Genomic DNA, 13,761 nt, shown 5'->3' on the forward strand with positions numbered 1-13,761 from the left:
GCGTCCCACCGTCCATCCCCCCAGGAGGTGGGACCCCATGACACGACTGAGCCTGCTCGTCGTCCCCCAGATGCTCCGTGAGCAGGACGAGCATCGCGACAGCCTGGCGCGCGCCGTCGAACTGGCGGAGGCGGCCGGCCAGGCGGGCTTCGACGCCTGCTATTTCCCTGAACACCACGGCAGGGACGACGACTACCCGTCTGCGCCGCTCACGCTGGCCGCCTATGTGGCCGGCCGGACGCCGCGCATCGGGATCGGCACCGGTGTCGCCCTGCTGCCGCTGCACAACCCGCTGGCCTTCGCCGAACAGATGAGCACTCTCGGCGCGCTCGTGGGTGACCGCCTGCACCGGGTCGGCGTCGGGATGGGAGGCCTGGACGGCGACTACGCCGCCATGGGCGTGCCCCGCGCGGAGATGAGACGCAGGTTCGCCGACTCCCTCGCGGTGATCCGGCGGCTGTGGGCAGGTGAGACCGTCACCGCCGACGTGGGTTCGCTGCGCCTGGCCGAGGCGCGGCTGTACCCGCGGCCGTCCCGGCCGCTCCCTCTCGCCGTGGGCGCGATGGCCGAGCCGAGCGTGCGCCGCGCCGGCCTGCTCGGCCTGCCCTGGATCACCGACCCCTCCCATTCGCTGACGACCCTGGAGCGTCTCGCCGAGATCTACTGGTCCGCCGCCGGATCGGAGGGCGAGGTGATCCTCATGCGCAACGCCTGGCCGGCCGCCGACCACGAGTCCGAGCGGATCTGGTGGCCGCATGTCGAGCGCTCCTTGGTGGAGTTCAGCGTGGGCGCCGGCCGGCTGAGAGAGGAGCCGGGCGTGCGGATCGGCTGGTCCGACTTCCGCGACAGGCTCCTCTGCGGCCCTCCGGAACAGCTCGTGAAGGAGGCGTGCGCGGCCGCGGCACGGCTCGACGCGGCCGAGGTCGTCATCCGCCTCGGCTTCCCCACCGGCCCCGGTCATGACGCCGTCCGGGCCGCGATCCGTTCCTTCGGCCGTCGCTCCCGCTGAGCGCTTCCCGGGCGAGGCCGTAAACGACTATAGAGTCACCCGTTCCCAGGAAATTCATCTGTCAGATGAAAGCGTGGAGGGGTGGGCGCACCGCGAACAGTGCCGGCGGTGTGCTTCGTCGTGCCTGATTCCCCGGAATTTGCCAGGCAGTAGACCCTCTCCGATGCCGATATGTCAATACGCGACAGCTATTGACACTCATGGCCCAGCCGCCCAATGTTAGGTACCAGTAAAAATTATGTGTCGATGAGATGTCCTCGACCCCGAGCGCATCTCCATCCGGTGTCCAGCGCACAGCCCTGACACCGTTCCCCGCCCACCCCCCACCGAGGTCCCGCCGCGGCCGTGCCGGGCCCGCGGGCTCGAAGCAATCAGCCGTAGCCACGGGAGACACCACCAAGGAGCGCGCGTTGAACATCGACCGCCTACTCGCGACCATGAAGGAGGTCGGCGCGGACGCCGTCCTCGCCACCAGCTATCCGAACGTCCGATACGCCGGGGGCTTCGCGTCCGCGACGGGGAGGCTGTACCCGCAGAACTCCTACTGGGGTCTCGTCACCGCCGACGACCCCGAGCGCCCGCACTTCGTGATGCCCTCCGCCGAGATCGCCGACATGGTCGACGCCGGCATCGGCACCGACCGGATGCACGTCTACGGGCGTCCGATCCTCGCAGTGGCCGATTCCGGTCCCGGCCCCGACGCCGGCATCCTGGAGGTCGAGGGGCGGCTGCACGCCGACCCGGTCTCCGCGTTGCGCGCGCTGCTGACCGAGCTCGGCCTGGAGCGGGCCGCGATCTGGGTCGACACCGACGACGGCGGAGTGGCATGGCGCCGCCTCCGGGAGGAGGACGTCGCCGCACGCTGGAGCGACGGCGGCGCGGACATCCTGCAGTGGACGCGGATCATCAAGACGCCGGCCGAGGTCGAGGCGTTGCGCAAGGCCGGCGAGATCAGCCAGCAGGCGCTGACCGAGGCGTTCGCCGTGCTCGGGACGGGCGGCACCGACGTGGACGTGGAACTCGCCTGGCGGCAGGCGATCTCCAGGCGACGAGCCCTGCCGACGTTCTTCATGGCCGGAAGCGGCGACCGCAGCGCGGTCTTCCGCCGCCCCGGCCGCCGGCGGGCGAGCCCAGGCGAACGGTTCCGCTGGGACTGCGGCCTCGTCGTCGACGGCTACTGCGCCGACACGGGCGGCGTCGTGCAGGTCCTCGCCGAGCCGTCGCCGTCCGAGCTGGACCACTACCGGGCCGTCACCGCCGCCGTCGACGCCGTGCTGGCGGCCGCGCGGCCCGGCGTGACGGCGTCCGCTCTCTACACGCTCGCGCGGGACACGATGCACGCCGCCGGAATCACCCGCTTCCGGCACTCGCACGTGGGGCACGGGATCGGCGTCGAGGCCCGGGACGCGCCGCTGCTCGCCCCGGCCCAGCCCTGGATGCCCCGGTTCCGGCCCGGGGAACGGGACCTCACGCTGCGCGAGGACATGGTCCTCAACGTGGAGGTGCCTTTCGGCATCCTCGGTGAGGGCGGCTACCAGCACGAACTCACCTTCCTCGTGGTCCGGAACGGCATCCGGCTGCTCACCCGCCGCCACCCCTACTACGTGGCCATGAGCGACCACGTCGACGAGATCGAGGTGTAGACATGGACACGTCCAGGGAAGTGCGCGCCGCCGAGGAACCGCGGATCCCCGCTTCGACCGGGGCCTGGTTGCGGACGATCGGCCCCGGCCTGGTGCTGGCCGCCGCGGCGGTCGGATCCGGTGACATGATCACGGCGCTGGTGGCGGGCGGACAGTACGGCATGGGCCTGCTGTGGGCCATCCTGCTCGCCGTCGTGCTCAAGTTCTTCATGACCGAGGGCATCGCGCGGTGGACGCTGAGCTCGGGCACCACCCTCATCACCGCGTGGCAGTCGCTGTCCCGCTGGGTGCTGGTGCCGTTCGCCGCCTATGTCCTGGTGCTGGCGATGGTGTTCGGCGCGGCCGGTCCGAGCGCGGCCGGGCTGGCGGCCAACGCCATGGTCCCCGGGCTGTCGCCGACCGCCTGGGCCATCGTGCACGCCGTCGTGGCGTTCATCGTCGTGCTCGTCGGCCGCTACCGGCTTTTCGAGCTGGTGATGAAGATCCTCGTCGGCATGATGTTCGTCTGCGCGGTCGCGGTCGCCGTCGCGATCCGGCCCAACGTGGGCAACCTGCTGTCGGGATCGATCCCGTCGCTGCCCGACGGCTCGCTGCTCTACGTCGTCTCCATCATCGGCGGGTTCGGCGGCACCCTCTCGATCATCGCCTACGGCTACTGGGCACGGGAGAAGGGCTGGCGCTCGCCGCCGTGGGTGCGGGTGATGCGCGTGGACGTGATCATCAGCTACGTCCTCGCCGGCATCTTCGCGGTCGCGATGCTCATCGTGGGCGCGGAGTTCCTGACGATCGCCAAGTTCGGCATCGAGGGCAACGCCGACCTGGTGGGCGTGGCGAACCTGCTCGGGCAGAGCTACGGCGCCCCGGTCGAGTGGCTGTTCCTCCTCGGCTTCTGGGCGGTGGTCGCGAGCTCGGTCCTGGGCGTCTGGAACGGATTCGGCTACCTCTTCGCCGACGCCGTGCGGGCCTTCCGTGGAGTGCCGGAGGAAGAGTCCGAACAGCACACCTCGACCCGCAGCCCCGCCTTCCGCGTCTTCCTGGTCCTCATCACGTTCCCGCCGATGATCCTCGCCGCGGTCGGGCAGCCGGTGTTCCTGGTCATCCTCACCGGGGTCCTCGCCGCGGTCTTCGCGCCGTTCCTGTGCGCGACCCTCCTGTGGCTGCTCAACTCCCGCCGGATCGACGCCGTGTACCGCAACCGCCCGCTGTCCGTGTCGAACCTCGTGCTCGGCGGCGCGATCCTGCTGTTCGCCGTGCTGGGCGGACAGTCCCTCCTGTCGATGTTCGGGTAACCGGCCGACCACCCCCACCGAGAAGGGAGCCACGCCGTGAGAACCATCACGAGGCGTGCCGGCGCGGTCGCCGCCATGCTCGCCCTGACGGCCGCCTGCGGGTCCGGCGGCACGTCCGGCGGCACGCAGGACGCGGACGGCAAGATCACCGTCCCCATCGGCGTGTCGCTGGCGCTCAGCGGCCAGTACGCCTCCGTCGGACAGTCGTTCCGCGAGGCCATCGAGCACGCCGTCGACGCCTATCCGTACAAGAACTTCAAACCCGAGATGACCTACGAGGACAACCGGCTCGACAACGGCGCGGCCGTCCAGGTCTTCACGAAGTTCGCCTCCCAGGCGAAGGTGCCGGTGGTGCTCGGCGGCTTCGCCGGGCCGTCCATCGCGGTGGCCCCCGTGGCCGACCGCACCAGGACGGTCTACATCAACCCGCTCGCCCCGACCGACAAGCTGGCCGGCCACGAGTACCTCTTCAACACCCTGCCGATGACCTCGGAGGAGATGCGCACCGTCGCCAAGGCGATGTGGGACGCCGGGCACCGGAAGATCGGGGTCGTCTTCGCCCCCGACATCGACGGCGGATCGGCCACCGACGTGCTGGCCGAGACGTTCACCCGCCTCGGCGGCACGGTGGCGGAACGCCAGAGCGTCGCCGCCGACGCGGTGGACTTCTCCTCCCAGGTGGCCAAGCTGAAGGACGCCGATCCCGACGCGATCTTCGGTTTCGCCGCCTACAGCGTCTTCGCCCAGGTCGCCAAGCAGATCAGGGAGGCCGGAGTCGACGTACCCCTGTGGAGCTACCGCGGGTTCGGCGAGCCGACGATCTTCACGATAGCCAAGGAGGCCGTCGAGGGCACCAAGTACTCCGACCCGAGCTACTCACTCGACGGCACCCCGGAAGCGGCCGCGGCCACGCGGAAATACCGCGAGAAGCACGCGAGCAAGGACCCGGGCGCCTTCTTCACCTCGATGTACGACGCGACCTGGGTCGCGCTGAGCGCCATCGACGCCATCGCGGGGGAGACGAAGGCGGCGCCCACCGGCGAGGACGTCAAGAAGCTGTTCGACTCCCAGGCGTTCGAGGCTCCCTACACGGGCACCACCCGGTTCCTGAACAGCGGACCCGAGCGGGGCACGGTGAAGAAGCCCTTCGCGCTCTTCGAGGCCCGCGACGGAGCGTTCGTCCGTGTCGAGACGCTCGAACCCGTTTCCTGAGCCAGGTGAGGGAAAGTGGAACTCCTCCTGCAACTGCTGGTCAACGGCGTCGCCGTCGGAGCGGTGTACGGCCTGTTCGCCGTGGCCTTCGGGACGACCTACCTGGTGGCCAAGGTCTTCCACGTCGCGCTGGCCGCGGTGTTCGCCACAGCGGCGTTCGCCTACCAGACCGCGCTGGCAGCAGGACTTCCAGCCGCCGCGGCGGTCTTCGCCGCGGCGGCGGCCGCCCTGGTGACCGGGCTGTTCTGCGAAGGCGTGGTCTACCGTACGCTGCGCCGCCGGGGCGGCGACGAGATGATGCTCCTCGTCGGATCACTGGCCGTGATGGCCATCGTCTCCTCCACCATCGCCCTGGTCTGGGGACACACGCCGCTGCCCGTGCCGGGGTTCGGCGACGGAACGTCGTACACGTTCGGCGGTGTGAACATCACCCTGCGGCAGATCATCATCGTCGCCTGCGGCGTGCTGGCCACCGTCGGCGTCGCGGCCTTCATGAACGGCACCGCCGAAGGACGCAAGATGCGGGCGGTCTCCGACAACCCCGTGCTCGCGGGCGCGGCGGGCATCTCCGTCCAGCGCTCCTACCTGTGGGCGTTCGCCATCGGATCACTCGTCGCCGCGGTCGCGGCGATCCTGTTCTCGTCGGGACGGACGATCACCCCGTTCCTGGGCCTCCAGCCCACCCTGGTGGGCGCGGTCGCCGTCATCTTCGGCGGCACCGGGCGGCCCGTACCCAACTTCCTGGTCGGCATCTTCCTCGGCATCGTCCAGAGCGTCGCGCTCTGGCGCGTGGAGTCGATCTGGGAGACGGCCATCCTGTTCGGCATCCTCTTCCTCGTCCTGCTTCTGCGCCCGCACGGACTGTTCGGCAACGCGCGCACGGCGATGGAGACCTGACCCCGGGTTCACGGAGAGGAAGGGAAACCGGCTATGGAATACGTCATCAGCCTGGCGATGTTCGCCGCCGTCTACATCATCGTGGTCACCGGGTACGGCCTCAGCGCCGGTCTCGGCAAACAGTTCCTCATCTCACAGGCGGCCATGTGGGGTGTCGGCGCGTACGTCTACGGCATCCTCTCGCTCGAGACGGACTGGCCCACCGCGGTCTGCGCCCTGCTCGGCGTGGCGGGAGGCGTCGTCGCGAGCGCGGTCATCGCGCTGACGGCACTGCGGGTCAGCGGCATCTACCTGGCGATCGTCTCGTTCGCCTTCCAGATCGTGTTCGTCACGGTGCTGCAGAACCTGGAGATCACGGGAGGGCAGAGCGGGCTCGCCGGCATCCGCGGGATGTCCTCCATCGGGCCGCTGACCGAGACCGAGTCGGCGCTGCTCGTCGCCGTCGCCGCCTGCGCGGTCGTCGTGCTGGCCTACCGGGTGCTGCACGGCAGCGCCTTCGGCCTCACCGTGCGGGCGCTGGGGGAGGACCCGCAGGTCCTGGAAGGACTGGGGGTGCGGCCCGCCGTACTCAAGATCAAAATCATCTGCCTGAGCGGGGGCACGGCCGCCCTGGGGGGCGTTCTGTACGCACAGTACCTGTCGTACATCGACGCGAACGCCTTCAGCATCCACGTGTCGATCACCCTGTTGTCCATGCTCATCGTCGGGGGATCGCGGGCGGTGCTCGGGCCCGCGGTCGGCGCGCTGTTCTACCAGCTCATCCCGCAGCTCCTGCAGTATCTGGAGATCCAGGCCGCCGAGGCCGCGGATCTGCTGCAGATCCTGTTCGGGCTGCTTCTTCTGCTCTTTCTCCTGTTCCGGCCCGAGGGCATCGTCGCGCCTCCCGCGCCGGCCCTGCGGGCGGCGCGCACGAGCCGCCCGCCCCCGTCACCGCCCCCCGGCCCCGGCGTCGACCGTGACCGCGTGGCGGCGGCCGAAGGGAGGTCCTGATGGCGACCATCGCCAGCCTGTCCGGAGTGACGGTCGCCTTCGGCGGCATCGTGGCCATGAACGACGTCTCGTTCGACGTCCCGTCGACCGGGATCATGGCGCTCATCGGCCCGAACGGCGCCGGCAAGACCACGGCGTTCAACGTGCTCTCGGGTCACATACGGCCGAGGTCGGGCACCGTCGAGGTGTTCGGGACCGCCGCCTCGGCTCTCGGCCCCGCGGGACTGGCCGGCCGGGGTCTGGCCCGCTCCTGGCAGGACGGCCGTGCCTTCCTGGACATGACGGTCCTGGAGAACCTCGTCGTGGCGGTGCGGTGCCCACGCGCGGAGAGCCCGTTCTGGCGGCTCGCCCGCCCGCGCCGGGCGGCCCGCTTGGAGGCCGGCCTCGTACGGCAGGCCGACGAGGTTCTCGAGACGCTCGGCCTGTCGGCGTTCCGGGACCACAGAGCGGGCGACATCGGCTACGCGGAGCAGCGCCTGGTCGGCATTGGCCGGCTGCTGATCCGGCGGCCGAGGCTCCTCCTCCTCGACGAGCCCGCGGCGGGACTGGACGGCGAGAGCATCGACCGCGTCGTGGGGATCGTCCGCGACATCGCCGCCGGGGGCCTCCCGGTGGTCATCGTCGAGCACAGCCTGTCCGTGGTGCGCTCCCTCGCCGACTCCTGCGTCTTCATGAGCAACGGAGAGGTCGTCGCCCGGGGCACCCCCGAGGACCTGTTCCGCAGGGACGAACTGATCGACATGTACTTCGGGAAGGGGTGGCGGGCGTGAGCGGCACGGCGACGGCTCTGCGTGTGACGGGTCTGGCCGCCGGATACGGGCGCGGCGACGTCGTCAAGGACATCACCTTCGCCGTGCCCAGGGGCGGCAGCCTGCTGCTCGTCGGCCACAACGGCGCGGGCAAGACCACGATATTCAGGGCGATCATGGGGCTCTGCGCGGTCAGCGCCGGCAGCGTGGAAGTCACCGGCGCCTCGCTGGACCGGCGTTCTCCTGCCGAGCGCGCGCGTGACGGTCTGTCCTATGTCATGCAGGAGCACGGCACCTTCCGCGGCATGACCGTCCAGGAGAACCTGGAAGTGATCATAGGCCTGTCCGGAAAACTGAGCAGGGCGCAGCGGTCCGAGGCGTTCACCCGCGTCTACGACTGGTTCCCGCGCATCCACGAGCGCCGCGACAGCCCGGCACGAGCCCTGTCGGGCGGCGAGAACCGGATGCTCGCGATCTCCCTCGGGCTCATCCGGAAACCCGCCGTCATGCTGCTGGACGAGCCGACCCTGGGCCTCGCCCCGGCCACCGCCGAATCCATGGTCGAAGTCGTCCGGCGGATCCAGGAGGAGACCGGCGTCGCCCTCGTCATCACCGAGTCGAGCCTGACAGCCGTGCGAGCCCTCGCCACCGAGACCAAGGTCGTCCGACGAGGTGGGCTCAGCCACACCATCGACGACCGCACCGACATCACGAGCCTCGACGAGATCCTCTGACCTCGTCCTCCAACCCACACCCGGAGGCTGACCATGACCGATGCGATCCCGGCCATCCGACTGGACCACGCGCGCACCGAACGGGAGTCCCTGCTCCCCGAACGGCTGTGCAACCTCGAACGGCTGCTGGCGACCATGGAGGCCCGCGACATCGACGGCCTCGTCTCCTATTACGTGCCCAACGTCCTCTACCTGAGCAGCTTCTACGCCGCCGGAGGCCACGCCCACCTGGAGGCCAACGGCCTGGCCGCCTTCGTCTTCTCCCGGCACCACCCCGACCACCCCATCCTGGTCGTCCAGGACACCGAGCTGGCGTTCTTCCGCCACCAGCCGAGCTGGGTGTCCGACATCCGGCCGTTCAGCAGCCTGGTCCGCCAGCTCGACCTGCCGGACGACCCCGACTTCATCGACAACTTCCTCCCGGGGGACGCGCTGAACACCGACTGGGCGCGCAGGATGCGGGAGAACCTCACCCCCAGCCTCGTGCTCGGCGTCCGCAAGGCCGTCGGCGACCTCGGCCTGTCCCACGCCCGCGTCGCCTTCGACAACCCGAGACTGGCCCGGCAACTGCGTCTCGACGACGTCGAGGAAGTAGACGGGTACGGTCTGATGAAGCACGTGCGGCTGGTGAAGACCCCGCAGGAGCTGGAGATCCTCAAGACCGCGGCCGACATCAACCAGCGCGCGCTGCAGGCCACCGTGGACAGCTGGACCCGGGGCATGACCTGGCGCGACCTCGCCAGGGAGTACGCGCGCAACGTCACCGCACGCAGCGGACTGTGCCGTGACCCCTACCCCTTCGTCGTGTCGAACCCGCCGCACGGTGACCCGGCCTTCCTGGTCCACGCGGGCCTCGACCCCGACTACGCGATCGAACCCGGCATGCGGATCATGTTCGACTGCCACGGCACCTTCAAGGAGTACGGCTGGGACGGCGGGAAGACCTGGATCGTGGACGGCGGCGACGATCCGGCTTCCGTACGGACCGCGAACGCGTTCTCCGAGGCCCTGCAGGAGATGGAGGCCCGCATGGTCCCCGGCACCAAGATCAGCGAGCTGCAGGGGACCGCACGCGCCGTGCTGCGGCGCCACGGTCTCGCCGACCCCGAGCGGGCACTGTTCTTCTTCCACGGCGTCGGCCTGGAGCACGGCGAGATCGAGCTGCCGGCCGAGGGGGAGAACCAGAGGCTCGCCGACTGGTCGGTGACCGAGGGGATGGTCATCTCCACCCACCTCTACTACGGCGGCTCCGTACGCGAACGGTACTGGCTGGAGGACGTGGCGATCGTGCACGACGACGGCGCCCGATCGATCTACGACTGGGGTTTCCAGCCACTCACCCGGTGAACCCGGGCGGCTTCGGCTCGTGCTTCCGCCGCCGACCCGCGGGCGCCGGTCAGGCCGGCCTGGCGGTGAGGTAGCGCAGCATCTCGGCGGCGTCCGGCGGGTCCGGCTGCGGGTCGCGGTACGTCACCGCGCCGGCCATCAGGTCGATCAGCACGTCCAGGTCGGCGTCGGCGGCCACCACGCCGTCCTGCTGGGCGCGCCGGAACCTCCCTTCCTTCACGGGACGTGCTCGTGAACGAAGTCGTGCGCCCGTCGATCCGTTTCGTCCAGGGGTACAGCTCGGCGAATTTGTGGATAGGGTCGTCTCAGGTGAGCCGGGAAGTCTGGTCGGCGCGTCATGCTGTCGAGGCTTGAGGATGCACTGTGCGCGCTCGTGACCTGATCATCGACCTTCCCGTGCTCGACCTGAACGCATCCGTCGGCGACGCCGTGCGGCTGCTCGCCGAGCGGGATCTGCCCGGACTCATCGTGGTCGGCGACGACGGATCGCCGTACACGGTCCTGCCGGGCACCGAGGTTCTGCGGCTGGCCGTCCCGCACCACTTCCAGGTTGATCCGAACCTGGTCCGGGTGGTGGACGAGGCGGGTTCTGACGATTTCCCGCATCGGATGAGCGGCCGGGCCCTGCGCGACTGCCTTTCCGCCCGCCCCGGGAATCTGCCGATCTGCGGCCCCGACGCCACCACGCTGCAACTGGCGGTCCTGATGACGCGCACGCGCAGCCCGCTGGTCGCGGTCGTGGAAGGGGGCCGTCTCCTGGGCGCGCTCACGCTCAACACCCTGCTGGAGGGGACCCTCGCCGCGTGACGGCGGTCAGTTCTGCCGGGCCTGGCCGGGCTCGTACACGTCCGGGACGCCGTCCTGGTCGAGGTCGGCGGTCTCGATCTCGTGGATGCGCCGGTAGGCGCGGTTGCGCAGGCGCAGGACCACCGTCGCCAGGAGCGCGGCGGTGACCGATGCGGCCAGCACCGCCACCTTGACGTGCGCGTCGTCACCCACGCCGAAGGCCAGTTCGCCGATCAGCAGGGAGACGGTGAACCCGATCCCGGCCAGCAGCGACAGTCCCAGCATGTCGACCCAGGACAGGTTCTCGTCCAGGTCGGCGTGGGTGAAGCGGGCCATGAGCCAGGTCGCCGTCATGATGCCGATCGGCTTGCCCGCGATCAGGCCCACGACGACGCCCAGCACCACCGGGTCGCGGAAGGCGCTCATCAGGCCGTCCGCTCCGCCGAGGGTCACTCCCGCGGACAGGAACGCGAACACGGGCACGGCCACCCCGGCCGAGAGGGGACGGAAGCGGTGCTCGAAGTGCTCGGCCAGGCCGGGGCCCGCGTCCGGGCCGCCGGACTTGGGGCTGCGCAGGACGGGTACGGCGAAGCCGAGCAGGACGCCGGCGACGGTGGCGTGCACGCCCGAGGCGTGCACCAGCGCCCACGTGATGGCGGCCAGCGGAAGCAGCAGCCACCAGGAGCGCACGCGGCGCTGCACCAGCACGGTGAACAGCGCCAGCGGCGCCAGCGCCGCCAGCAGCGGGACCGGCGAGAGGTGGTCGGTGTAGAACAGCGCGATGATGACGATGGCCACCAGGTCGTCGACCACGGCCAGGGTGAGCAGGAAGGTGCGCAGCGCCGTGGGCAGGAACCGGCCGATGACCGCCAGCACCGCCAGGGCGAAGGCGATGTCGGTGGCCGTCGGGATCGCCCAGCCGCGGGCCGCGCCTTCCACGCCCCCGGCGAAGAGCAGATACAGCAGAGCGGGGACGATCACCCCGCCCAGCGCGGCCGCGATCGGGACCGCGGCCCGCCGCGCGTCGCGCAGGTCACCGGCGACGAACTCGCGTTTGAGCTCCAGCCCGGCCACGAAGAAGAAGATCGCCAGCAGGCCGTCGGCGGCCCAGGTGGCCAGGCTCAGGTTCAGATGGAGCGCTTCGGGCCCGAACGTGACGCCGCGCAGCGTCTCGTAGGCGTCCGCCCAGGGGGAGTTGGCCCAGACCATCGCCACCACCGCGCCGACCAGGAGCAACGCCCCGCCGACGGTCTCCTTGCGGAGGATGGCGCCGATCCTCAGTGTCTCGCCCCAGGACCCCCGGCCGAGCAGGGCAGGCTTACGGGGCGGGACAGGGTTGGTCATGAGGCGCTCCGGGATTCGGGTACGGGTCGGTCATTTGCCGACCAGACTTCCCGGCGCACCTCATCCCACTGTACCGACCGGCCGGGAGTGCCTGTCGAGCGGAGGGGGCCCGGAGCCATCGCGCGCGGATCCGCGCGGCACGTCGTGGCGGGGCCGGGTCCGGGAGGGGAACGCCTGTACGTTCGTCCTGTTCGATGTCTCCACCACGAGCGAGGAGCCGTCATGCGGGCCATCACCGTTCGAGACCGCGCCGCCGGTCTGGCCGGGCTTTCCCTGACGGAAGAGCCGTACCCGCACGCCGCCGAGAACGACGTCGTCGTCCGGGTGCATGCCGCGGGGTTCACCCGCGGCGAGCTCGACTGGCCGGCGACGTGGTCCGATCGCGCCGGCCGCGACCGGACGCCCAGTGTGCCCGGGCACGAGGTGTCGGGTGTCGTCGCCGAACTGGGATACGGGACGACCGGCCTGACCGTCGGCCAGCGGGTGTTCGGGCTGACCGACTGGGCCCGCAACGGCTCGCTGGCCGAGTACGTCGCGGTGGAGGCCCGCAACCTCGCGCCGCTGCCGGCCGGTGTCGACCACACCGTGGCCGCCGCGCTGCCGATCTCAGGACTGACCGCGTGGCAGGGCCTGTTCGACCACGGCCGTCTTGCCGCCGGCCAGACCGTCCTGATCCACGGCGTCGCGGGCGGTGTCGGCTCTGTCGCGGCGCAACTCGCGCGCGAGGCGGGAGCCCGGGTGATCGGCACCGGCAGGGCCGGCGACAGGGACACCGCGTTCGGGCTCGGCGTGGACGCCTTCCTGGACCTGCGGGCCGATCCTCTCGAAGACGCCGGTCAGGTCGACGTGGTGTTCGACGTGATCGGCGGTGACGTTCTGGACCGCTCGGCCGCGCTGGTGCGCGCCGGCGGCACGCTCGTCACCATCGTCTCGCCGCCCGCCGTCCGGCCCCCCGACGGGCGGGCGATCTTCTTCGTCGTCGAGGCCGATCGCGCCCGGCTGGCGGACTTGGCACGGCGGGTCCAGGACGGACGGCTCCGCCCGATCGTCGGGGCCGTGCGGACGCTCGCCGAGGCGCCCTCCGCGTTCGCGCCGACCCAGCGCGTCTCCGGCAAGACGATCATCCGGGTCACGGAAGGCAGATGACCGGGCCGTCACCATGGCTTGGACTCGCCCGTGGTTAGGCGGCTAAACGCCGGGACACGTACCTATCACTCCTCCTGCCCGATCCCCGCTTCGTACGTGCGAAGCAGGACAGGAGAGCCGTGATGATCCGCGTACTGTCCGCCGGTGGGCTTCTGGCCGCGTCCCTCGCGTGCGCGCCCGCGGTGGAGCGCGCGACCGCCCAGCCGCCGGTGGCCGCCACGGTTTCGCGGCCGCCGTCCGAGACGCTGTCGCCGGCCTCCTGGAGCAGCCGCTGCCCAACGTCGAGGGCAAGACGTTCACCTCGGCGATCGTGGACTTCCCGCCCGCCGCACGCGCGGCGCCGCATCGGCACGGCCAGGCTTTCGTCTACGCGTACGTACTCGAGGGCACGGTGCGCAGCCGGCTCGGCGGCGAGCCGGTGCGTACGTACCGCCGGGGCGAGAACTGGGTCGAGCCGCCGGGCGCCCACCATGTGCTCACGGAGAACACCAGCCGGACGCGGCCGGCGAAGCTGCTGGTCGTCTTCGTCTCCGACACGGGAGACAAGCTCAAGGCCGACGACCCGCCAAGATAGGCCATCGGCCGGGCGGGCTCGGTCAGCGCGGTCCCCGCATC

14 protein-coding genes are annotated in these 13,761 nt (G+C 70.7%); 12 read left to right on the forward strand and 2 right to left on the reverse strand.

Going from position 1 to position 13,761, the window contains the following annotated elements:
- Nucleotides 1-37: 37 nt before the first annotated feature.
- From FR742_RS11290 to FR742_RS11330, 9 genes are all read left to right on the forward strand, one after another.
- A complete protein-coding gene (locus tag FR742_RS11290; protein WP_148030907.1) occupies nt 38-1,009 on the forward strand; it encodes an LLM class flavin-dependent oxidoreductase in 972 nt (323 codons plus the stop codon).
- A gap of 410 nt (nt 1,010-1,419) precedes the next feature.
- On the forward strand, nt 1,420-2,652 hold the full coding sequence (locus tag FR742_RS11295; RefSeq protein ID WP_187281093.1) for a M24 family metallopeptidase: 1,233 nt from the start codon (nt 1,420-1,422) through the stop codon (nt 2,650-2,652).
- Nucleotides 2,653-2,654: 2 nt separating this feature from the next.
- Nucleotides 2,655-3,941, forward strand: a complete 1,287-nt coding sequence (locus tag FR742_RS11300; protein ID WP_148030909.1) for an Nramp family divalent metal transporter — start codon at nt 2,655-2,657, stop codon at nt 3,939-3,941.
- A gap of 36 nt (nt 3,942-3,977) precedes the next feature.
- The gene (locus FR742_RS11305) at nt 3,978-5,153 is read left to right on the forward strand and encodes an ABC transporter substrate-binding protein (RefSeq protein WP_148030910.1); all 1,176 of its coding nucleotides are present in this window, start codon (nt 3,978-3,980) and stop codon (nt 5,151-5,153) included.
- Nucleotides 5,154-5,168: 15 nt separating this feature from the next.
- Nucleotides 5,169-6,050 (forward strand): branched-chain amino acid ABC transporter permease, encoded by an 882-nt coding sequence (locus tag FR742_RS11310; protein WP_148030911.1) that lies wholly within the window; start codon nt 5,169-5,171, stop codon nt 6,048-6,050.
- 33 nt (nt 6,051-6,083) lie between these two features.
- The gene (locus tag FR742_RS11315) at nt 6,084-7,040 is read left to right on the forward strand and encodes a branched-chain amino acid ABC transporter permease (protein WP_148030912.1); all 957 of its coding nucleotides are present in this window, start codon (nt 6,084-6,086) and stop codon (nt 7,038-7,040) included.
- Nucleotides 7,040-7,810, forward strand: a complete 771-nt coding sequence (locus FR742_RS11320; RefSeq protein ID WP_148030913.1) for an ABC transporter ATP-binding protein — start codon at nt 7,040-7,042, stop codon at nt 7,808-7,810. Before FR742_RS11315 ends, FR742_RS11320 begins: the two co-directional genes overlap by 1 nt.
- Complete coding sequence (locus FR742_RS44475) at nt 7,807-8,523, forward strand: ABC transporter ATP-binding protein (protein ID WP_187281094.1); 717 nt, start codon at nt 7,807-7,809, stop codon at nt 8,521-8,523. The genes FR742_RS11320 and FR742_RS44475 overlap by 4 nt, the downstream gene beginning before the upstream one ends.
- A 33-nt stretch (nt 8,524-8,556) precedes the next feature.
- Nucleotides 8,557-9,870, forward strand: coding sequence for a Xaa-Pro peptidase family protein (locus FR742_RS11330; protein WP_148030915.1), 1,314 nt, complete (start codon nt 8,557-8,559; stop codon nt 9,868-9,870).
- Between the two features lie 49 nt (nt 9,871-9,919).
- Here FR742_RS11330 and FR742_RS11335 read toward each other — a convergent pair whose 3' ends face one another.
- Nucleotides 9,920-10,090, reverse strand: a complete 171-nt coding sequence (locus FR742_RS11335; RefSeq protein WP_222708897.1) for a hypothetical protein — start codon at nt 10,088-10,090, stop codon at nt 9,920-9,922.
- A 143-nt stretch (nt 10,091-10,233) separates the two neighbouring features.
- On the opposite strand from FR742_RS11335, the gene FR742_RS11340 reads away from it, so the two are divergent.
- Nucleotides 10,234-10,677: a CBS domain-containing protein gene (locus tag FR742_RS11340; protein WP_187281095.1), complete on the forward strand. Its 444-nt coding sequence runs from the start codon at nt 10,234-10,236 to the stop codon at nt 10,675-10,677.
- A gap of 6 nt (nt 10,678-10,683) precedes the next feature.
- Here the strand turns inward: FR742_RS11340 and nhaA are convergent, their stop codons facing one another.
- Nucleotides 10,684-12,000 carry a Na+/H+ antiporter NhaA gene (gene nhaA, locus FR742_RS11345; protein WP_148030916.1) on the reverse strand — a complete coding sequence of 439 codons (1,317 nt, stop codon included), beginning with the start codon at nt 11,998-12,000 and terminating at the stop codon, nt 10,684-10,686.
- A 222-nt stretch (nt 12,001-12,222) separates the two neighbouring features.
- Here nhaA and FR742_RS11350 point away from each other — a divergent pair, with 222 nt between their 5' ends.
- Both FR742_RS11350 and FR742_RS11355 read left to right on the forward strand, forming a co-directional pair.
- On the forward strand, nt 12,223-13,146 hold the full coding sequence (locus FR742_RS11350) for an NADP-dependent oxidoreductase (RefSeq protein ID WP_148030917.1): 924 nt from the start codon (nt 12,223-12,225) through the stop codon (nt 13,144-13,146).
- Between the two features lie 169 nt (nt 13,147-13,315).
- Nucleotides 13,316-13,720, forward strand: coding sequence for a cupin domain-containing protein (locus tag FR742_RS11355; protein ID WP_222708898.1), 405 nt, complete (start codon nt 13,316-13,318; stop codon nt 13,718-13,720).
- Nucleotides 13,721-13,761: the final 41 nt, after the last annotated feature.

The organism is Nonomuraea sp. C10 (genome assembly GCF_008017515.1).
In the GTDB taxonomy this organism is placed as follows: domain Bacteria; phylum Actinomycetota; class Actinomycetes; order Streptosporangiales; family Streptosporangiaceae; genus Nonomuraea; species Nonomuraea ferruginea.